The following is a 20,867-nucleotide window of genomic DNA, read 5'->3' as shown; positions in this document are numbered from 1 at the left end:
TAGGGGGTGGATTAGGCACTCTGTGCCACACCGGACGACTCTGTCGCCGCCCTGCCGACGGCCAGGGCCGTGGCCATGATCGTCAGCTGCGGATTCACCTCCGGGCAGCTCGGAAGCGCCGACCCGTCGGCGATCACCACCCCTCGCACACCGCGCAGTCGCCCCTCGGTGTCCGCCGGAGCGGTCTGCGGATCGGCGCCCAGTGCCACCGTGCCGGTGGGGTGAAAGGCCGACAGATGCAGCTGCTTCGCGCTCAACCCCCGCAGAATCTCCCGGAGTTGATCCTGCGAGTACGCCTTCGGCGCGGTGGGGATCCCCGTGAGGACCTCATCCGCGCCCGCCGCGAAGAGCACCCTTCCCATCGCCTCGACGGCGCGCATCAGCCGCTCCCCGTCCCGGCGGGCCAGGTCGTAGCGCAGCAGCGTACGCCTGGCTCCCAGGACGCGGCCCGACGGCAGATCCGCGATCATAGCGCCCAGCGTCGCGAGCGACTCGGCCCCGTCCAGCTCCCGGCGCAGGGCGCGTCCCACCCCGGGAAGCACGAACGACCCCATGCCGGGGGGCCCGGCCGTTGCCTCGATGAGGATGCCGTCGCCGTGCAGCTCCTCCACGCCGACGCTCTGCAGCACGCCCCGCCAGGCGGTGACCGGCTCGGCGAAGCGTCCCGCCACGCTGGCCGCGGGGTGGATCGCGAGGTTGCGCCCGAGGCGGGGATGGCCGCCCAGCCCGGAGCGGCGCAGCAGCGGCGGCGAGTGAAGGGCGCCCGCGGCGACCACCACGAGGGGGCTGAGGATCTCCAACTCGCTGCCGTCCGGGCGGCGTACGGTCACGCCGCACGCCCGAGGACCGCCCGGCCGGTCCTTCTCGACGAGGATGCGCTGCACATACGCTTCGGTGACGATCCGCGCTCCCGCCGCGCAGGCGTCGGGCAGCACCGACAGCTGCACGCTCTGCTTCGCGCCCGTCGGGCATCCCACGACGCACTGGCAGGAGCCCTTGCAGCCGGTCGCGTTGCGGCGCAGCGGCGCCGCCTGCCAGCCCAGACGTTCGGCTCCGAGCAGTGCGGTGCGTCCGTTGCGGCCGAGTACGTCGAGCGGGGCGGTGGCGACCTGCAGGGTGCGTTCCACCTCGTCGAGACATTCGCCGAACGCGCTCCCGTCGGCGAGGGACAGCCCGTACGAATCGCGCCAGCGGGCCAGCACGCGGTCCGGAGTGCGGTAGCACGTACCGGAGTTGACGACGGTGGTCCCGCCGACGGCGCGGCCGACGGGCAGCACGACCGGCGGGTTGCCGAGCGCCACGGTGCCGCCGCCGTCGCGGTAGAGCTCCCCGAAGCGGTCGAGCGGCGCGCGGCGGCCGAAGTCGGCGGTGGTGTGCCGCCGCCCCTCCTCCAGCACGAGGACCCGCATCCCGGCGCGCGCCAGCGTGCGGGCCGCGATGGCACCGCCCGCACCGGAGCCGATGACGACGGCGTCGGCCGAGGATCTGTCCGGCCACTCCACGGACGGCACGCAGTCCAGCGGCGGATCGGCGGGCGGCGGTGCCGGCTTGGCGGGCGCGGGCTCTTCGTGGAGCATCCGCTCCGTGCCGGCGGCGAGCATCACCGGCACCTTCACGGCGTCCAGCACCTGCAGCAGCGACGGACGGGCCGCCAGTGAGGCCAGCACCGTCTCCCGCTCGTCCGGGGTGAGGCCGCGCATCCGGCGGCCGGTGCGCAGCGCGGCGTAGGCGTCGACCGCGGCGGCGGCGGCGCGGACACCGGCGCGTGCGGGTACGGGCATCGTGCCGAGGACGGAGCCGAGGCGGCGGGGCACGGCACCCGGCCAGGCCTTGCTGCCGTCGTCGGCGAGAAGCGCGGCGACGAGGCCGCCGAGCCGGTCGGGCCGGCTGCTCACGGGACCGCTCACGCTCACTGGTCCGCCCGCCTGTCCGCTCACCTGTCCGTCCGCGGGCCCGCTCAGGGGTTCGGCCACTCGTCCGGTCACATGTCCGTTCTCCGGTGTGCTTCCGGGCGCGCTCATCGGTCACCCACCTCCGCGTGCGCCGTGCCGTCCAGCGACCACTCCGCTTCCGTACGCCAGCGCCCCCACCACCGCTCCAGCAGGATGTGCGCGTCCGCCGTCTCGCTGTTGCGGCACACGGCACCGCTCCCGTCGGGATCGGTGTAGTCGAGCGCCAGGGTGCGCTCCTCGGGCTGGGTGACCTGGACCCGTATACGGCGCAGTCCGCAGTGGCCGGTCACCGTCCAAGCGGGCAGCGCCACACGCGCCTTGAAGCGTCCCGGTCCCGCCCAGCCGAGCGCGGTCCGCTCGGGCCGCCGGGGCCAGGTGCGGCCGTCCTTGCGCAGCCGCAGGAACACCAGCGGAGGCAGCCTTCGCAGCCCTGGACGCATCGAGGTCGCCGCGACGATCTCCAGTACGTCACCGCCGCCGAGGTCCGCGTGCAGCCACGCCCAGCGGCGGGCGTTGCCGTGCCCGTAGATCCTCGCGGTCGCCCCGTGGGCGCCGTCCAGCCGCAACTCGCCGCCCTCGTAGGCGAATGTGCCCGTGTACGAGGCGTGGGGCGCGGGCACGATCTGCGCCGCCGGCAGCAGCTGCCTACGCCAGGACCAGCGAGGGAAGGTGAACAGCGGCTCGTCCAGCGGGTGTTCGGCCAGCTCCCAGCGGAACGGGCCCGCCGCGCCGCGGAGTCCGCCCGGACCGGCCTCGATGCCGGCGGCCGTGAAGCCGTGTCCGGCGGGCTGCGGTCTCCACGGCTCGGGCCCGAACCGCGCGTGCTCGACGGGCCCTTCGCCGTCGGCGGGGAAGCGGGCCACCCAGCCGTGCGCGTACGCGTCAGAGCCGTCGGCCGGTGCGACGAGTTCGTGGTGCAGCCACAGTCCGGTGCGGGTGGCCGGGTCCGTGACCGTCGTGTACCAGACCTCCGTACGGCCCGGGGCGCCGTCCCAGCGCGGTGCGAGCTGCGCCGCCGCGCCGCCCCCGGCGCGCGGGAAGCGGAAGCTGGTGAGGAAGGGCAGGAGCTGCGTGGTGAGGGGGAAGCGCAGCGTTCCTCTACCGGCGGTCCGGTCGCCCCCGGCCTCACTTCCTTCGCTCCCTTCGCTCCTTGCGCCCTCCTCGCCGTCCACGCTCTTCTCGCCATCCACGCCGTGCTCGCCGTCCTCGCCGTCTTCGAGGAGGGAGAACGGCAGGACCGTCATCGACTTCACGGGGCGGCCGAGGGATATCGACTTCCAGCCGTCGAGGAGGTAGCGGCGGTTCTGCGCCCAGAAGCCGATCCGGTAGCGGATGCGGCGCCGTGCGAGTGGCGAGATCTCCAGCTCGCCCGTGGCCTGGGCGTCGTCGGCCAGCCCGGCGATCCGTACCCTTCCGGTCACGGCGGCCTCGGTGGTGCGGTGCGGGAGCAGCACGTCTTCCGCCCGTACGGACAGGTCCAGGCGCATCGCCCGGGGCGCGCTCTCCCCGGCCAGACGCACGGAACCGGCCATGACCTCCGAGAACGCGGTACCCCTGCCGGCACCCATCAGGCGATCCCGAGGCCGTCGAGCATGATGCGTTCGGTGGCGGCGAGATAGGCGTCAGCCGCCTCCCGCGCCCCTTCGCGTCGCCCTCACCGACCGCCGAGACCACGGGCGCGAGCCGCCCGTGTGCCACATCCGGGTCGAGGAACGGGCCGACGAGATGGGCGCGCATCGGCACGTACGCGTTGAAAAGGGTGTTGGTCAGCAGCGTGTAGACACGGTTGCCGGTCGCGCGGGCGAGCGCGCGGTGCACCTCGATGTCGGCGAGCTGTACGTCGCCGCCGCCCTCGGCCTCGCCGACGGCCGCCAGCAGTCCGCGCAGTTCCGCACGCTGCTGCGCGGTGGCCTTCATCGCGGCCCGCTCGGCGATCAACGCCCCCACGCTGCGCCGCACTTCGAAGATCTCGCCGAGCCACTCAGGGCTGTGCCGCACGAGCATGGGCAGCAGGTCCGCGCCGCCGAGGCGTACGAAGTCCCGTACGCGCGTGCCCACTCCGTGCCGGGTCTCCAGCAGCCCGGACTGCACGAGGCGGCCGAAGGCGTGCTTGAGGGTGGTGCGTGTGACGCCGTAGCCGTCGGCCAGCTCGCGCTCGGGCGGCAGATAACTCCCCGCCGGATGTGACCCGGTGAGGATCTCCTCGCGCAGCTTGTTCTCCAGTACGTCGACGATCGTCTCGCGGGGGAGAGTCTCCACGGCCCGGCACCTTCCTCAGCGGCTCAGTGTTCCTCAGTGACTCAGTGGATGAGCCACTGAATCACGTACAGTCCGACGGGACAAGAGGCAGGCGGTCACGAAGGTTGCTACGGGGGCCGAGATCAAGGCGGCGGCGAGGACGGGGACGAGGGCGGGGGCGAGGAGGGCGACGAGGTGTGCTGGACGCCTCAACGCCGCCCCGGTTAACGTGCGTTAGCCATGCGCGGGTGTTGGCCAGGGCCGACCGCGCCGTCCGGATCCGCACAAGTAGGAGCCCGCCGTGCCCGAGCTGACCGCCCACGAGCTGCTGACCACCACCCGAAGCGTCCGCAAGCGGCTGGACCTTCAGCGGCCGGTGGACCCCGCCCTCGTTCGTGAATGCATCGAGACGGCCCTGCAGGCGCCCAGCGGCTCCAACGCGCAGCGCTGGCACTGGCTCGTCCTCACCGACCCGGAGATCCGGCGGGAGGTGGGCGCGCTCTACCAGAAGTCGTGCCGCGCCTATCTCGACTCGCCGAACGCCGCCGGCCGCCTGTACGCGGACGACCCGGAACGCTCACGGGTGCAGGCCCGCGTCAACGACAGCGTGGCTCATCTGGCAGACCGCATGGGCGAAGTCCCCGTGCTGGTGATCCCGTGCCTCCAGCTCCCGTCCGGGACCCTGCCCGAGGGCAACCAGGCGGGCCTGTGGGGCTCCCTCCTTCCGGCGGCCTGGAGCTACATGCTCGCCGCTCGCGCCCGCGGCCTCGGCACCGCCTGGACCACGCTGCATCTGCGGTACGAGGACGATGTCGCCCGCGTCCTCGGCCTTCCGGCGAACGTCCGCCAGGCCGCCCTCATCCCGACCGCCCACTACACGGGCGACACCTTCAAGCCGGCGCCCCGTGCGCCCCTGTCCGAGGTGCTGCACGAGAACGGCTGGTGAGGCAGGCGCGCTCGCGCAGCAAGGCTCGTGGCACGGCTCGCGTCACACGGCTCACGTCACGCGGCTTCCGTCACGCCGCTTCCGCCGCAAGGCGGTTCAGGGCGATCCGCCAGCAGCCGTCACGGGCCTCGGCCAGTTCCTCCAGGCTCACACCGTCGAACGCGGCCGCCACCTCGTCCTCCAGCTTGCTCACGAGTCCGCGCATCCTCCGGCGGCCTTCCTCCGTCAGCCGGCAGACGGCCGTCCCGGCGCCTGCGTCCGCGGACTCCGCAGCCGCCGACTGTGACACCAGGCCGGCCTGCGACAACTCCTCCAGCACCCGTGGTCCCTCGCGCCCCAGCGCGTCCTCGATCGCCGAACGCTCCATTCCGTGGCCCTCCGGAACGCCGTGGAGCCACCACGCCGGCAGGGCCCGGAGGCCTGCGGGCACGGCGCGCGGCAGTGCCGAGAGGGCCATGCCCAGCGTGTAAACCGTCTCCGTCGCGAGCATCGCGTCGGGCTCCAGCGGGCCCATGAACTCCCGAAAGTTGGTCACATAGAGACGCTCCTGCGCGTCCCGTGCCGGCTGCCACCCGCGTACGTCGGACACGGCGGCCGGGGACGGCTCCGCTACGGGCCGTTCCTCCAACCGCTCCTTGTTCCGCACCGCTTGCACGCACACGTGGCGGACGACTGCGGCCTGCCCGGGACGGATGTCCGCGAGCAGAACCTGGTTGTCTGCGGCCATGTGCCGCACGTGCTCGTCCATGGCGAGCTGACCCCGGTCGCTCAGCCTGAGCCGGATCGAGCCGTCGTCGCCGCGCCATCTGACCAGCTCCCCGGTGCGCTCCAACTCTTCGAAGACCGACGACAGTTCGTCGTAGGGCTCACTCATGCGTACGCACAGTTCGGCGAGCGTCAGGCCGTCCCGGTGTTCCCGCAGGGGCCAGAGCGGGGGCGTGCCGTCACTCCGCCGCTCCTTCCCCGTGCGGCGGCCCGAGTGGTCCGCGGCCATGTTGACGGAGCGCATCGCCACGGCCGTCTCGTAGCCGGCGAGCGTCCAGGGCCCGAGCGCCGGCCCGACCATCTGCCGGATGCCCTCCTGGTACAGGAGGCCGCTCCCGCTGACGGCGAGTCCGAGGTCGCGGGGCGATACGTCCCGCGCACGCGGCCGGACGCGTCCGCGTGCCCTGCCCGGCGCTGCCGCCGAACGAACCGATGAGCCCTCAGTGGCCGGCGAGCCGTCGGCGGCCTCGTCGTCCCCCTCGGCCCCGGCGGCCGGCTCCGGATGGCGCAAGGGTTCGAGCCGTCCGCCGACTCCCGCCTCGTCCAGGGCGGAAAGGAGGGTCGCGGCGATCAGGTCGATGTGACCGGCGCCGTCCTTGGCGTCCATGTGCAGCACAGCGAGCCCGTCCTCGAGTGATGCCTCGCACCAGTTGGGCAACCCGTCGGAGGGTTCCACCGGATTCGGTATGGCCCAGACCGCCTCCGCGGCCTTCTCGAGCGCCGCGAGCGCCGCATCCGTGTCAGGTTCCCCTCGCAGCACCAGCCGGGCCTGGTCGTAGTGGTCCACCAGGTACCCGATCAGCTCCTCGTCCGCTCTTCGCACCATGTCGCGGAGCGTAGGGGAGGGCTGTGACAGCCGGCCCGGGAGCGGCGAGCGGCCTCACCGCTTGGGCCAGTGCCAGGGCGGTTCGTCCAGCGGGCCTTCGCGGCCTGCGATGTCCGTCCGGCCGGACTCGTCCTTGATGAGCTCGACCGAATTCACATCGAGCCGTTGGCGCACGGCTCCCCGGTCCAGGTGCCGGGCGAGATCCGTCGCGTGTGTGACCACGACGATCTGCGTGTCCTGGGCCGCGGTGACGATCAAGTCGGCCAGCGGCGCGAGCAGTTCGGGATGGAGGCTGGCCTCCGGCTCGTTGAGTACGAGGAGCGCGGGCGGGCGCGGAGTGAGCAGCGCCGCCGCCCACAGCAGATAGCGCAGCGTGCCGTCGGAGAGCTCGGCAGCGGTGAGGGGACGCAGCATGCCCGGCTGACGGAGCGCCAGCTCGAACCTGCCACCCTGGCTGCCGATGCTCAGCGAACTGCCGGGGAACGCCGCGTCGACGGCCTCTCCCAGGGCCTTTCCGTCTCCCACCTCTTGGATCGTCCGGAGCGCGGCGGCCAGGTCGGCTCCGTCGTGACCCAGCACGGGTGTGCGTGTGCCGATCTGCGCACTGCGGGCCGGTGCATGCATGTCGGTGCGCACGTGGTCGTAGAACCGCCAGGACCTGATGTGTTCCCGCAGCCGCAGCAGGTCGGGCGCGAGCTGCGGGTCGGCGAACTCGCTCAGCATGCTGTCGTAGGGGCGCAGTTCGCCCGCGGAGCGGTGCCAGTCGCCGTCAGCCGTACGGGTCCGTACGGCGGGGCCCTTGCGCTCCGAGAGCACCGCGGCCGGACGGAGAACGGGGCCCGCCCATGTGGACTCGGCCTTGATCTCCGGATCCAGGTCGAAGAGGGAACTGACAGGTATGGGATGCCCGAAGTCGACCGCATACCCGAACTCGTCCCCGGCGAAGCCCAGCCGCAGCCCGACCGGCCCGCTGCGGCCCGCGCCCTGGGCGGGAGACTCCGTCCCGGCCCACAGGGTGGAACGCAGCCCGCCCTCGCGTGCCAGCGCCGCGACGGCACCTCCCCGTGCGGCGTCGGCAAGCAGCCGCAGCGAACGGTAGAGGCTGGACTTTCCTGACCCGTTGGCGCCCGTGACGACGTTCAGTCTCTCCAGCGGCACGATGAGGCGGCTCAGGGAGCGGTAGTTCTCGACGGCGAGAGTGGTGATCATGTGGGGGCTCTCTGCGTTCGGTCCGGTGGCTCTTCCGGACAGTGTGACCCCCGGCCCTGACAACCGGCCGCCGCGCTACCCCTTGCGGCCCAGTCCGCAGAGCGAGGCGATGTCGGCGGGCGAGTCCGTGACCTCGCCGTCGGGACGCCATCGCGGGCCGGGGACCACGCCCGGTTCGACGAGTTCCAGGTCCGAGAAGAACTCCCGGACCTGCTCCGGGCTGAGCAGCCGGTAGGGGACGCCGCCGTGCTCGCCGACGCGCCGCTCGGCTTCTACCAGATCCGGGTCGCCGTCGGTGCCGGTGTACAGCGCGAGATGGCTGCCGGTGGCCAGGCCGTCCATCAGTTCGCGGGCGATCGAGAGGGCCTTGGCGTGCTCGGGCACGTGTCCGACGATGCCGAACATGATCAGTCCCACGGGTTGGGACAGGTCGAGTGTCTGCGCGGCCTCTTCCAGGATCGGCGCGGGCTCGTTCACGTCCGCGTGCAGGTAGTCGGTGGCGCCCTCCGGCGAGGAGGTCAGCAGCGTACGGGCGTGCGTGAGCACCAGCGGGTCGTTGTCGACGTAGACGATGCGGCTCGCGGGCGCGATCCGCTGGGCGATCTCATGGGTGTTGTCGGCGGTGGGCAGCCCCGTGCCGATGTCGAGGAACTGCCGGATGCCGGCCTCGGATATCAGATACCGCACAGTGCGGCTGAGCAGCGCCCGGCTGGTCCGCGCGATGTCCACGATGCCGGGGTAGGCCCCGCGTGCCTGCTCGCCGGCCTTCCGGTCGGCCTCGTAGTGGTCCTTGCCGCCGAGCCAGTAGTCCCACATCCGCGCCGAGTGCGGCACGTTGCTCGAGATCTGCGGTACGTCACGGCTGACGATCAGCGGGGCGTCACCCTGGGCCTCGCCCGTGCCGTCGGCGCCTGCCATCTCCCCACGCTCCTTAGTGTGTTGATCGTCACGTGATGCTAACCCAACGCGGCACTGGCGCAGTTGGTCCTACGGGGCGCCCCTGCGCCGGTGCATGCGGCCGCTGCGGATGCGGCGCGGGTACGTATGCTGACTGCCCGACAGGCGAGGGCGCGCCGAGACGATGCTGGGGGACGACATGAACGCCGAGGTAGATGCGACGGGGCTCCATGGGCCGGGCCGGTCCGCTCACCGCCGAGCGGGGACGCCGCTCGTGCAGTTCGTGACCGGAAGCTGATCAGCGATCGTGTCCGATGACATCCAGCAGTCTCCCTTCTCCGCCACCCTGCGGGTGCTTCTGGGCGTGATGGGCGCAGGCGCGTTCGGTACGGGGGTGCTCGCGGTGTTCATCACGGAGAACGGCACGGGGACCGGGGTGCTGCTGATCGTCGGCAGCGCCCTGCTCGTCGTCGCCCTGCTCGGAAACCGCATCGAGAGCCTCGAGTTCGGGGGCGCCAGGCTCAAGCTCCGCGCAGCCGCCGCCGAGAGGTTCGCGCTGGCTGAGGAGTCCGCACGCCGGGGCGACGACGACGCAGCCGACCGGCTGCGAGCGGAGGCTCAAGCCCTGCTCGACGCCGCAAGTCCGCTCGCCGCCGAATACCGTTCGGTGCGCGGCTCGATGCGTGCGGGCCCGGAACGCACGCGCCTGATGTCGGGAATCGTCGCGCGGGCCCGCCAGGCCGCCACGGAGCAGTCCTTCGAACCGGAGGAGGTCCTGCGCTGGTTCCAGGAGGGCAGCGAGGAGAAGCGCATCACCGCCCTGGGGATGATGCAGGCCGAGCCTCGACTGCGAAGCTTCGAGGCCGCGTTGGCGGGTATCGAGCACTCGCGCAGTGCCTTCGAGCAGTTCCACGCGCTGGCTCTCGCCTCCCAGATGCTCGACGTCCTGGACGAGGCACAGCGCAGGCGGCTCGTCGAGGCCGTGGAGTCCCAGGGAGACCGGCACTTCCGGCATGACTCCTCGCGCTGGGAGCTCGGTCAGCAGATCCTGAGGCGTGCGGCCGAGCACTCGGACACCCGGGGAGAGTGAGCACCCCCCCGCTTCGCCACCGCTCTGGGGCCGGAGAAGTCGCGGACGGCAAACGTCGGCGGGAGGTACCACGGCCGAACGGCCGGACAGGGACGTGCACGACGGGGCCCGGCCGCATCCGGCCGGGCCCCGCTGACCCCGGGCTCCAGGCCCGGCATCGACTGCGCCTGCGCTACAGCTCCTTGATCCGCACGTCCCGGTACGAGATCACGTCCGTGACGCCGTGGACCTGCAGGCCGATGTAGCCCGAGGCGTAACGGCGGCCGTCCGTGCCGGGGTCGTCGTCCCGTGGCGGCTCGAAGACCTGCCCGCCCGAGTTGTCGAACTCGTTGATCAGCTCTCCGTTCCGGTAGACCGAGTAGTGCTGGCCGACGACCTTGATCTCGTAGTCGTTCCACGTGCCCTTCGGGGTGACGCCCGCGCCGGCCAGGCCGACCCGGTCGAAGCCGTAGACCGAGCCCGTCTTGTACATGTCGCCGTCGGGCCTGTCGAGGATCTGCAGCTCGTGCCCGAACTTGATGGCGACCCACTCGGGCCGCGGCTCTTCCGGGTTGTCGTGAACGTACGGGAAGCGGGCGAAGACACCGGAGTTGGCGTTGCCGTCACCCGGGGCGTCGTCCCGGAACTGCAGCTTCAGCGAATAGTCGGAGTACTTCCGCTTCGGATACCACAGCATGCCCATGCCCTCGGTCTCGGTGCTGCTGGTCATGCTGCCGTCCCCGTTCAGGCCGAAGGCGCCGCCGCCGACGTGCTGCCAGCGCTCGAAGGACTCCTTCGTACCGTCGAAGAGCTTCTTGTAGCCGGTCTGCTGACCGGGCTCCCCGATGCCGGAGTCCTTCGCCGCCCGGTTGATCAGCCTCCGCTCCCGGGCGTCGAGCACCTTGTCCTTGAGCAGCGCGTCGGTGACCTCCGTGACGTGCTTGAGGAACAAGGCGTGCGAGGACCAGTCCTTCTCGTCCTCGATCAGCTCGCCCACGGTGCAGCGCTCGCGCGTCATCCTGTTCGGGACGCCCGTGTCGATGTCGCCGACGAAGACCGTCTCCCGCTCGTCGTACTCGGGGCAGTCCGGAGCGGGCACGCCACCCCCGGGCACCACGTCGAAGGACTCGGCGACGGCCTGCGAGGTGTTGCCCGCCTTGTCGGTGGCGCGGTGGGCGACGCTGTGATGGCCCGTACGGTCCACCACGACCGGATCGGAGTACGCGAGGAACGGGCCGCCGTCGAGGGAGTATTCGGTCTTCTCGACGCCCGAGCCCTCATCCGTGGCCGTGAGCGTCACGGTGGCCTTGCCGATGTAATCGCCGTCGGAGTTGCGCTTCCCTTCCGTCTCCGCCGTCGTCTCCGGCGGCGTGGTGTCCTCCTCGGGCTGCTCGACGACCGTGAACTCGACCGACTTGGCCGTGGCGGCGTTGCCCGCCTTGTCGGTCGCCTTGTAGCGGACGGTGTGCGTGCCCGGCTCGTGCACCATGACCGGTGCCGTGTACGGCTGGAACTCCCCGTCGCCCAGGGCGAATTCGATCGTGTTGACGCCCGATCCCGCGTCGGACGCGGTGACGGTGACCGTGGCCATGCCGATGTACGCGCCGCCGGCGTCCTGTTCGCCGTCGACGGTCGCGGAAGTCTCGGGCGGTGTCGTGTCGTCCGTGGGCGGTGCGACGACGGTGAACTCCACCGTCTTCTCCTCCGCGACGTTGCCCTCCTCGTCGGTGGCTCTGTAGCGGAAGGTGTGCGTGCCGGTTTCGTGCACCATCACCGGCTCGGTGTAGGCCTGGTAGCCGCCGTCGCCCAGGGCGTACTCGACGGTGTCGACGCCCGATCCGGCGTCGGAGGCGGTGACGGTGACCGTGGCCATTCCCACGTACGCGCCGTCGGCGTTCTGGTCGCCGTCCACCTTCGCCGACGTCTCCGGCGGCGTGGTGTCATCGCCCCCGCCGCCGTCGGTGACGACGAGAGTGCCCTGCATCTGGCCGTGTCCGGGGATCGTGCAGTGGTACTTGTACGTCCCGGGGGTGAGGGTGACCTCGACGGAATGCTTGCCCCCCTGCGCGTCCGAGGGGTTGGCGAGGATGTTGACGTCGACGTCGTCGTTGTAGTCGGGGTCGCTGGTGACGAACGTCAGCGTGTGCGGCATGGAAGTGGTGTTGCCCGTCGCCTCGCTGTTCTCGAACTCGATCGTCGCCGCACCCGCCACCGCCGTCGTCGGCGCCGAGGTGTAGCGGGTGATGTCGTCGGACGCGGTCCAGCGCAGCAGCTGTTCGGCCGCCGGGCCGGCCCCGCCCGACGGCGGGGCCTGCTGCCCGTAGGCGGGTGCGGCGGTCAGGCCCAGCACCATCAGCAGCGACGCGAACAGCGCCGTCACAGCGGTACGGAGGGCGCGCCGCCGGCGGGCGGCCGGCGTCCTGCGCCTGCACGTGCGTGCGGATGTGCGTGTTCGTGCGCCCGTCATCGTGACGCCCCCTTCGCGGACTTGCCGACCACGTCGCCGGCCGCCGGAGTGGCCTTGCCGCCCTTGTAAGTGACGTGCCACAGCGCGGACTTGTCATCGGAGGTGAAGAACCCACGCCCGTAGTCGAGGACGTAGAGCGAACCGTCCGGAGCGAACTTCCAGTCCATCAGGTTGCGGATGCCGTCCTCTCCGATGGGGATGATCTTGCGGAGGCTCTCGGCGTGCACCGGCAGCGCACCGGGCTCGTCGCCGTCGGGCATCACCACGGCGTGCCGGGGCTGTTCGGCGTCGTAGAAGTCGCCGACGAACCACTTGCCGTCCCAGTAGGCGGGCCATTTGTCCTTCGACGCGACGTCCGCGTCGAAGCGGTAGACGGGCCCGTTCATCGTGGCCTGGCCGCCGCCCTTGAGCCACGGCAGCCGCAGCTCCTGCTCGTCGAGCTTGTAGCTGGGGACGCCGTTCTCGTCGCGTGGGTAGTCGGGGCCGCCGCCCTGCGGCGAGTACCAGATGTTGTTCGGCTGTGCGGGCGGGATGTTCACCAGCCCGTCGTTGTTGGGGGACTCGTTCTTGAGGTTGTCGCAGTCGTACCAGCCCAGCGGCTTGTCCGGGTCCGGCAGATTGCGGTCGCGGTACGGCTGCTCGTTGCCCATGCAGTACGGCCAGCCCTGGTTGCCGGCCTTCGTGATGCGGGCGAAGGTGTCGTACTTGGCGGGCCCCCACGTGGTGCTGGGCTCGCCGGCGTCGGGTCCGACCCAACCGGCGTACAGGACATCGGTCCTGGGGTCGATGGAGATACGTGCGGGGTTGCGCACGCCCATCACATAGATCTCACCGCGGGTCTTGCCGCCGCCCTCGTCGGGCTCCTTCCCGGTGAAGAGGTTCCCCTCGGGAAGGGTGTAGGTCCCGTCGTCCTCGGGGTGGATACGCAGGATCTTGCCGTTGAGGTTGTTGGTGTTGCCCGCGGTACGGCGCGCGTCGGCGAACGAGACGCCCTTGAAGCCGGGTTCGGGATTGTTGCCCGAGTAACCGTCGCTGAACCGCGAGGAGTTGTTGTCGCCGGTGGCGACGTAGAGATTCCGCTTGGAGTCGAAGGCCATGCCGCCGCCCGCGTGGCAGCAACTGTGCACCTGCACGGGCCACTTGAGCAGCACCTTCTCCGAGGACTCGTCGAGCTTTCCGGTGCCGGCGTCCACGGTGAAGCGGGAGACGCGGCGCTCGGCCATGTGCTTGTCCCGGTCGAGCTGCGAGTGCGGCGTCCAGTGCAGATACATCCACCCGTTGTCGGCGAAGTCCGGGTCGAGGGCGATGCCCAGCAGCCCCTCCTCGACCTTGACGAGCTCGTCGCCGCCGCCCTTGTTGCCGAACACGGTGAGCGAGCCCACGAGTTGGACCTTCTTCGTGGCCGGGTCGTACACGTGGACCGTGCCCTGGCCCTTGCCGATCCCGGGGTTCTCCCAGTCGGTCTCCACGGGCGCCTCGGCGTCGCCGCCGCCGCGTCCGATGTAGAAGACCCGGCCGTCGTCGGCGGTGACCAGTCCGTGCGGCTCGCCGATCTGGTCGGACTGGCCGGGCTGGTTGGGTGAAGTGACCCGTTCTGCCTTGTAGTTGGAGGTGATGGCCGCCTTGCAGTCGGCTCGCGCCAGCCGCGTCGTCCACAGCAGGGCGCCGCGCAGATGGGTGCGGAAGTCGGCCTCCTGGAAGCTGTCGGCAGTGCCGCCCATGCCGGTGTAGAAGGAACGGCCTCCGTCGTAGTCGCGGCACCAGGACACCGGGTGGTCCCAGCCCATCGCGCCCTCGCCGGGGTCGTAGCTCTTCTCCCGTACGCGGGCGACGGTGTGCACCGAACCGCTCGGATTCTCCTTCCAGTTGAGCCACTTGTCGGGGCGCTTCCACTCCGCCGGCAGGCCCTTGGTGGCGGGGTTGCGGCGGTCGCCGGTCTCGACGGTCGCGCGCTGTGCCTTCGGAGGGCTGTCCGCGGCGGGACGCGCGCCGACCAGGCCGGAGAACCACTCGGAGTACGGCTCCGCGCGTGCCGCATCGTGGAGGCCGAGGAAGCCGCCCCCGGCCTCCATGTAGCTTTCGAGGCCCGCTTCCTGCGCCGGGTCGAGTACGTCGCCGCCGCCGGTGAGGAAGACGACGGCGTTGTACCGTCCGAGCCTCTCCGAGGTGAACACGGACGGGTCGTCGGTCGCCGTGATCGTGAAGTGCTGTGCCGCGGGACCGCTCCGGCCGATCTTCTCGACGGCCTCGATTCCGGCCTCGACGGTGGGTGGTTCCTCCCCGGCGGACCCGTGGAAGACCAGCACGCGGACGTCCTCCCCGCCCGGCGGGCTGGGGAGCTGGAGCTTGGGAACGGACGGTTCGGGTGGCGTGCCCGCGAGGGCCGGGGTGCCGAGCAGGGAGGCCGAGACCGCCCCCGCCAGCAGCGCCGCGAGCCACGTGCGCCGGTACGCACGCCGGGTCTTGAGCCTTGTCCTGCGCAGCCCTCTCAGGTGTGAGGGCTTTTGATGCGGTTCGAGCCGCATGACTGATCCACCCCTCTTAAGTCACCGAAACGACGAAGAAGTTAGACCTCTTTCGGTGGAACGCCAAGAGCTATGACCGCAATTCAACGAACTTTGTCCTGGATATGGATAAACGACGCCCGTAGCGCTACGGTCCTTGTCGGTTCAACCTCAATGCCCAAGCACGCAGGGGCAGTTCAGACGTTCATGCCCCGAGCGCACCCAGGCACCAGGCACCCAGGCAGTCCCGGCAGACGCCGAAGGGAGACCGATGTCCGAGAGGTCAGGCAGCCCCCTCGCCCGCCGCAGCTTCAGCAGACGCCTTCTCGCCGGTTCGGCGGCGGCCGCGCTCGGCCCCGCCGTGCTGAACTCGCCGCCCGCTGCCGCGGCTTCCGCCGCGCCGGCGCCCGCCGCCGCGGCCGCCGTCCGCCGCGCCGGACCCGGCGGCGAGGTCCGCCACATGAAGCTCTACGCCCAGAGGCTGGCGGACGATCAGATCGGTTACGGTCTTGAGAAGGGCAAGGCGACCGTCCCCGGTCCGCTCATCGAACTGATCGAAGGGGACACCCTCCACATCGAGTTCGAGAACACCACGGACACCACCGTCAGCCTCCACCCCCACGGAGTGGACTACGACAGGGCCAACGACGGCACCAAGATGAACGACAGCGTCGTCGAACCGGGCGGAACCCGCACCTACACCTGGCGCACCCACGCCCCGGGCAAGCGAAAGGACGGCACCTACCGCCCCGGAAGCGCCGGCTACTGGCACTACCACGACCACATCGTCGGCACCGAGCACGGCACAGGCGGTATCCGCGCCGGCCTGTACGGACCGCTCGTCGTGCGCAGGGAAGGCGACATCCTGCCGGACGAGCAGTTCACCGTCGTCTTCAACGACATGACCATCAACAACCAGCCCAAGGGACCCGACTTCAAGGTCACCGTGGGGGACCGCCTCGAGATCATCATGATCACGCACGGCGAGTACTACCACACGTTCCATGTGCACGGGCACCGCTGGGCCGACAACCGTACGGGCCTGCTGGAGGGTCCCGGTGACCCCAGCCGGATCGTCGACAACAAGATCACCGGCCCTGCGGACTCCTTCGGCTTCCAGATCATCGCGGGGGAGGAGGCGGGCGCCGGCGCGTGGATGTACCACTGCCATGTGCAGAGTCACTCCGACATGGGCATGGCCGGGTTGCTGCTGGTGGCCAAGCCGGACGGCACGGTGCCGGGCCACGACGGTCACCACTGAGACCGACCGTGTGCGCTCCGGGTGTCTGAGGTGTGCTAAGTTGCACGAGTTGCAGTTTTGGTACCCATTACTTTGTGCGCCTGACGGTTGTGACCATCAGGCGCATTTCTGTTTTCCGGTGTTTCTGGATGGGGTCAGGGCGGCGACGGAGTTCCGCGAGGTGCGGCGCTCCAGTTTTGCCTCAGAAGGAGATCGACATGGCATCCGGCACCGTGAAGTGGTTCAACTCGGAAAAGGGCTTCGGCTTCATCGAGCAGGAGGGCGGCGGCGCCGACGTCTTCGCCCACTACTCGAACATCGCAGGCCAGGGCTACCGGGAGCTCACCGAGGGCCAGAAGGTGAACTTCGACGTCACGCAGGGCCAGAAGGGCCCGCAGGCGGAGAACATCACCCCCGCCTGATCCGCGCAGACATCTGACGGGGCCCGCACCGGAAGGTGCGGGCCCCGTCTTGTGTGCGCGCACTGCCGCACTGCGGGCGCAACACCGGTCAGCACAGGGCGAGTTCGGACAATGTCACAGTCATGTTCCTATGTCCGGTACGGCATGATGAGTACGGTCTGATCCGGATACTCTCGGCGACCTCCTGTTACAACGAGCGCCCCGAGAGGCACACGTGAACATATTCAGATCCGTCACCGTCACCGCCGGCGCCCTGGCGCTGGCCCTCGCACCGTCCGCAGCGCTCGCGCACGACGGCAGCCACCCGTTCGAGAACTGCACCGCCGCCTACGACGCCGGTTACTCCAACATCCGCGCGGTTGACGGGCATTACGGCAAGCACCTGGACCGGGACGGCGACGGCGTCGGCTGCGACCAGCCCCCTGCCGGCTTCGTGCCGGCCAAGGACCACGCCAAGGACGACGACGGCCCCAAGGACGGCGACTCGGGCGAGGAGTCCGCCGGCCAGGACGAGGGCGCCGGCCTCGCCGAGACCGGCGGCAGCGGCACGACCCCGTACATCGCGGCCGGGGGCGGACTGGTCGTGCTTGCCGGCGCCGGAGTGCTGGCGGCGGTCCGCAGGCGCCGTACGGACGGCTGACCCTTCCGCACCTCTGACACAGCGAGGCCCCGCCGGCTCCGGCGGGGCCTCGCGTGTGCCAGGGGCGATCGCCCGGAGCGGGCAGGCGAGAGACGAATCACGTTCCGGCCGAGTTGGGCTCCCGGTCTCGGGGTTACGCAGGAACCCTGGCCCTGACGGTTGAAAGGGAGACGACGTGAGTCGCAAGAACATCTTCGTGATCGGTGTCGACGAGGCGAACCTGCAAGTGCTGCGCGACGTGCCGCACTCGGACGGCTACTCCTTCCACCCCCTGCTGGACCCCGTGGAACTGCAGGAGGGGGAGGTGTCCGTGCCGGATCTCCTGGCGAAGGCCCGTGAGCAGCTGCAGGCCTTCGACGGGAGCATCGACGCCGTCGTCGGCTACTGGGACTTCCCCGTCAGCACCATCGTGGCGACCCTCAACCGCGAGTACGGACTGCGCGGCGCGAGCCTGGAAGCGATCGTCAAGTGCGAGCACAAGTACTGGAGCCGCCTGGAGCAGCAGAAGGTCATCGGCGAGCACCCGCGCTTCGGACTGGTCTCCCTGGAGGACGGGAACCCGCGGCTGCCCGAAGGCATGCAGTTCCCGGTCTGGCTGAAGCCCGTCAAGGCCTACTCGTCCGAACTCGCCTTCGGCGTCAAGGACGAGGCGGAGTTCCAGGAGGCCGTCGCCGAGATCCGCGACGGGATATCCCGCGTCGGGCGGCCGTTCGAGTACATCCTCGACCAGCTCGACCTGCCGCCGGAGATCGCCGCTGCCGGCGGCCAGGCGTGCCTCGCCGAGGAGTCCCTGAACGGTGTGCAGTGCGCCGTCGAGGGCTATGTGCGCGAAGGGGAGATCACCGTCTACGGCGCGCTGGACTCCATCGACTACCCGGACAGCTCCTGCTTCCTGCGCCACCAGTACCCCTCGCAGCTTCCGGAGCCGGTCCAGCGCAGGCTCAAGGACGTCTCCAAGCGTGTGATCGGGCAGATCGGCATGGACGACGCCACATTCAGCATCGAGTTCTTCTACGACCCGCAGACCGACGACATCAATCTGCTGGAGATCAACCCGCGGCACTCCCAGTCGCACGCCGAGCTCTTCGAGTACGTCGACGGCGTCTCCAACCACGACTGCATGGTCAGCCTGGCCCTCGGCCGGGAGCCGAGCCTGCTGCCCGGGCACGGCCGCTACGCGATCGCCGCGAAGTGGTACCACCGCTGGTTCACCGACGGCGTCGTGCAGCGAGCGCCCTCGCAGGAGGAGATCGAGCGGGTGGAGCGCGAGATCCCCGGTGTGAAGATCGACGTGGTCCCGGGAGAGGACAAACTGCTCTCCGAGGCCCCCGGACAGGACAGCTACAGCTATGAACTGGCCCATGTCTTCGTCGGGGCAGACAGCGAGGAGGAGCTGCGCGAGAAGTACGAACGCGCCCTGGGCGCGCTGCCCTTCCGCATCGAGGAGCCGGCGGCCGCCGCCGGTTGACCCGCCCTCCCGGCAGATCAGCGGACCAGCGGCTCACAGACGAAATCACCGAGTCGCCGAGTCACCGAGTCCCACCGAGTCACCGACGAACGCGAACGCGTCAGCAAGGGAGCGTGCCGCCATGCGCTTCGTGAGCAACCTGCCCTGCAAGACGGAGGAAGTGGAACACCTCTGGATCCCGGTCTCCGACGGCACCCGCCTCGCGGCCCGGGTCTGGCGACCGGTCTCCGCCGAGGAGGAGCCGGTGCCGGCGGTGCTGGAGTACATCCCGTACCGCAAACGCGACCTCACGGCGGTGCGCGACTCCATGCACCACCCCTACATCGCCGGTCACGGCTATGCCTGCGTACGAGTGGACGTGCGCGGCACGGGCGAGTCCGAGGGCGTTCTGAAGGACGAGTACCTGGAGCAGGAGCAGGCCGACGCAGAGGACGTTCTCGCATGGCTCGCCGCGCAGCCCTGGTGCGACGGCAACACCGGCATGATGGGCATCTCCTGGGGCGGCTTCAGCGCGCTCCAGGTCGCCGCGCGCCGTCCGCCGAGCCTGCGCGCCATCGTCATCGCGTCCTTCACCGACGACCGCTACGCCGACGACATGCACTACATGGGCGGCTGCCTGCTCTCGGACAACCTGGCCGAAGCGGGCACCATGTTCGCCTACGCCACCTGCCCGCCGGACCCGGCGCTGGTGGGGGAGCGGTGGCGCGCGATGTGGCTCGAACGCCTGGAGAACACCCGCCCCTGGGCGCTGGAGTGGCTGCGCCACCAGCGCCGCGACGAATACTGGCGGCACGCTTCGGTCTGCGAGAACTACCAGGACGTCCAGTGCCCGGTGCTGGCCTCCAGCGGATGGGCCGACGGCTACTCCAACGCCGTCACCAGGCTCCTCGGCAACCTCGACGTGCCCCGCAGGGGCCTCGTCGGCCCGTGGTCGCACAAGTTCCCGCATCTGGGAGAGCCGGGCCCCGCCATCGGATACCTCCAGGAGGTCGTGCGCTGGTGGGACCACTGGCTCAAGGGGGCCGACAACGGCGCCATGGACGGGCCCATGCTCCGCACCTGGATGCAGGAGAGCGTCCCGCCCTCGACCTCCTACGAGGAGCGCCCCGGCCGCTGGGTTGGCGACCCGTCCTGGCCCTCCCCGGGCATCGGCCGGGTGGCGCATCCCCTGAGCAGGCACCGTATCGGGGAGCCCGGCGAGAAGGCCGCCGGGCAGGCGGGCGAGGCGGCGGAGGCCGGGGACGCCGGGCAGGCCGAGGAGGAGCTGACCGTGCAGTCGCCGCTGTCCGTCGGCCAGTTCGCGGGCAAGTGGGCCTCGTACAACGCGCCTCCCGACCTGCCCTACGACCAGCGCGAGGAGGACGGCGGATCGCTCATCTTCGACACCGAGGCACTCACCGAGCGCGTGGAGATCCTCGGTTCGCCGACCGTCGAGCTCGACTTCTCGGTGAGCGAGCCCGTGGCGATGGTCGCCGCCCGCCTCTCGGACGTGGCACCCGACGGCGCCACGACCCGTGTCACATACGGGCTGCTGAACCTCACCCGCAGAGGTTCCGACGGCCAACCGGTCGCCTCCGCACCGGAGTTGCTGGAGCCGGGCCGCCGCTACCGCGCCACGGTCCAGCTCAACGGCGTGGGCCAGGCGTTCCCGCCGGGGCACCGCATCCGGCTCTCCCTCTCCACGTCGTACTGGCCGCTGGCATGGCCGCCGCCCAGGCCCGTACTGCTGAGCGTGTACGCGGGCAGCAGCACCCTGACTCTGCCCGTGCGCCCGCCCTCGGAGGACGGGGAGCTGCGTACGCGGCCGTTCGGTGAGCCGGAGGGCACGCCGCCGCTGGAGGCCACTCAGGTCGCCTCCGTCGACACTCGCTGGGAGGTCCGCCGCGACCTGGTGGATTACAACTCCGCACTGGAGATCGTCAAGGACGCCGGGACGGTGCACTTCGAGGACATCGACCTCGATGTGAGCCGCCGTGCCTGCGAGCGGTACGACTCCGTGGCCGACGACTTCGGATCGGTGCGCGGCGAGTCCGCGTGGACCATGGCGTTCGGGCGTGACGGGTGGAACGTGCGCACGGAGACCCGGACCGTACTGCGCTCGACCGAGAGCGAGTTCGTACTGGACGCCACGCTCGACGGCTACGAGGGCGAGCGGAGGGTCTTCTCACGCACGTGGAACGAGCGTGTCCCGCGCGACCACCTCTAGAAACACGCTTCTACGAAC

The 20,867-nt window shown here is 70.6% G+C and carries 14 protein-coding genes and 1 pseudogene; 7 read left to right on the top strand and 8 right to left on the bottom strand.

Annotation, left to right across the window (positions count from 1 at the left end; genetic code table 11):
- Positions 1-11: 11 nt before the first annotated feature.
- From ACSMXX_RS02745 to ACSMXX_RS02735, 3 genes and pseudogenes are all read right to left on the bottom strand, one after another.
- Positions 12-2,021 carry a GMC family oxidoreductase gene (locus tag ACSMXX_RS02745; protein WP_473182422.1) on the bottom strand — a complete coding sequence of 670 codons (2,010 nt, stop codon included), beginning with the start codon at positions 2,019-2,021 and terminating at the stop codon, positions 12-14.
- On the bottom strand, positions 2,018-3,520 hold the full coding sequence (locus tag ACSMXX_RS02740; RefSeq protein WP_473182421.1) for a hypothetical protein: 1,503 nt from the start codon (positions 3,518-3,520) through the stop codon (positions 2,018-2,020). Before ACSMXX_RS02740 ends, ACSMXX_RS02745 begins: the two co-directional genes overlap by 4 nt.
- 130 nt (positions 3,521-3,650) lie before the next feature.
- Positions 3,651-4,211 (bottom strand): annotated as a pseudogene (locus tag ACSMXX_RS02735) (FadR/GntR family transcriptional regulator); the annotation flags it as partial.
- A gap of 280 nt (positions 4,212-4,491) precedes the next feature.
- Between ACSMXX_RS02735 and ACSMXX_RS02730 the strand changes: the two are divergent.
- The gene (locus tag ACSMXX_RS02730; RefSeq protein ID WP_473182420.1) at positions 4,492-5,136 is read left to right on the top strand and encodes a nitroreductase family protein; all 645 of its coding nucleotides are present in this window, start codon (positions 4,492-4,494) and stop codon (positions 5,134-5,136) included.
- A 70-nt stretch (positions 5,137-5,206) separates the two neighbouring features.
- On the opposite strand, the gene ACSMXX_RS02725 is transcribed toward ACSMXX_RS02730, so the two are convergent.
- The 3 genes from ACSMXX_RS02725 to ACSMXX_RS02715 form a co-directional block, all read right to left on the bottom strand.
- Positions 5,207-6,727 carry a hypothetical protein gene (locus tag ACSMXX_RS02725; protein WP_473182419.1) on the bottom strand — a complete coding sequence of 507 codons (1,521 nt, stop codon included), beginning with the start codon at positions 6,725-6,727 and terminating at the stop codon, positions 5,207-5,209.
- A 54-nt stretch (positions 6,728-6,781) separates the two neighbouring features.
- Complete coding sequence (locus ACSMXX_RS02720; RefSeq protein ID WP_473182418.1) at positions 6,782-7,936, bottom strand: AAA family ATPase; 1,155 nt, start codon at positions 7,934-7,936, stop codon at positions 6,782-6,784.
- A 75-nt stretch (positions 7,937-8,011) separates the two neighbouring features.
- Positions 8,012-8,854: an SAM-dependent methyltransferase gene (locus tag ACSMXX_RS02715; protein ID WP_473182417.1), complete on the bottom strand. Its 843-nt coding sequence runs from the start codon at positions 8,852-8,854 to the stop codon at positions 8,012-8,014.
- 286 nt (positions 8,855-9,140) lie between these two features.
- On the opposite strand from ACSMXX_RS02715, the gene ACSMXX_RS02710 reads away from it, so the two are divergent.
- A complete protein-coding gene (locus tag ACSMXX_RS02710) occupies positions 9,141-9,923 on the top strand; it encodes a hypothetical protein (protein ID WP_473182416.1) in 783 nt (260 codons plus the stop codon).
- A gap of 172 nt (positions 9,924-10,095) precedes the next feature.
- Here the strand turns inward: ACSMXX_RS02710 and ACSMXX_RS02705 are convergent, their stop codons facing one another.
- A complete protein-coding gene (locus ACSMXX_RS02705; RefSeq protein WP_473184600.1) occupies positions 10,096-12,255 on the bottom strand; it encodes an OmpL47-type beta-barrel domain-containing protein in 2,160 nt (719 codons plus the stop codon).
- A gap of 110 nt (positions 12,256-12,365) precedes the next feature.
- Positions 12,366-14,894, bottom strand: coding sequence for a ThuA domain-containing protein (locus tag ACSMXX_RS02700; protein WP_473182415.1), 2,529 nt, complete (start codon positions 14,892-14,894; stop codon positions 12,366-12,368).
- Positions 14,895-15,144: 250 nt separating this feature from the next.
- On the opposite strand from ACSMXX_RS02700, the gene ACSMXX_RS02695 reads away from it, so the two are divergent.
- From ACSMXX_RS02695 to ACSMXX_RS02675, 5 genes are all read left to right on the top strand, one after another.
- The gene (locus ACSMXX_RS02695; RefSeq protein WP_473182414.1) at positions 15,145-16,134 is read left to right on the top strand and encodes a multicopper oxidase domain-containing protein; all 990 of its coding nucleotides are present in this window, start codon (positions 15,145-15,147) and stop codon (positions 16,132-16,134) included.
- A 197-nt stretch (positions 16,135-16,331) separates the two neighbouring features.
- The gene (locus ACSMXX_RS02690) at positions 16,332-16,535 is read left to right on the top strand and encodes a cold-shock protein (protein WP_070009937.1); all 204 of its coding nucleotides are present in this window, start codon (positions 16,332-16,334) and stop codon (positions 16,533-16,535) included.
- Between the two features lie 214 nt (positions 16,536-16,749).
- A complete protein-coding gene (locus ACSMXX_RS02685; protein WP_473182413.1) occupies positions 16,750-17,175 on the top strand; it encodes an excalibur calcium-binding domain-containing protein in 426 nt (141 codons plus the stop codon).
- Between the two features lie 175 nt (positions 17,176-17,350).
- The gene (locus ACSMXX_RS02680; RefSeq protein WP_473182412.1) at positions 17,351-18,643 is read left to right on the top strand and encodes an ATP-grasp domain-containing protein; all 1,293 of its coding nucleotides are present in this window, start codon (positions 17,351-17,353) and stop codon (positions 18,641-18,643) included.
- Positions 18,644-18,764: 121 nt separating this feature from the next.
- Positions 18,765-20,849, top strand: a complete 2,085-nt coding sequence (locus ACSMXX_RS02675) for a CocE/NonD family hydrolase (RefSeq protein ID WP_473182411.1) — start codon at positions 18,765-18,767, stop codon at positions 20,847-20,849.
- Positions 20,850-20,867: the final 18 nt, after the last annotated feature.

Source organism: Streptomyces sp. DSM 116795 (assembly GCF_055792905.1).
This window is presented reverse-complemented; position numbering and strand designations above follow the sequence as displayed.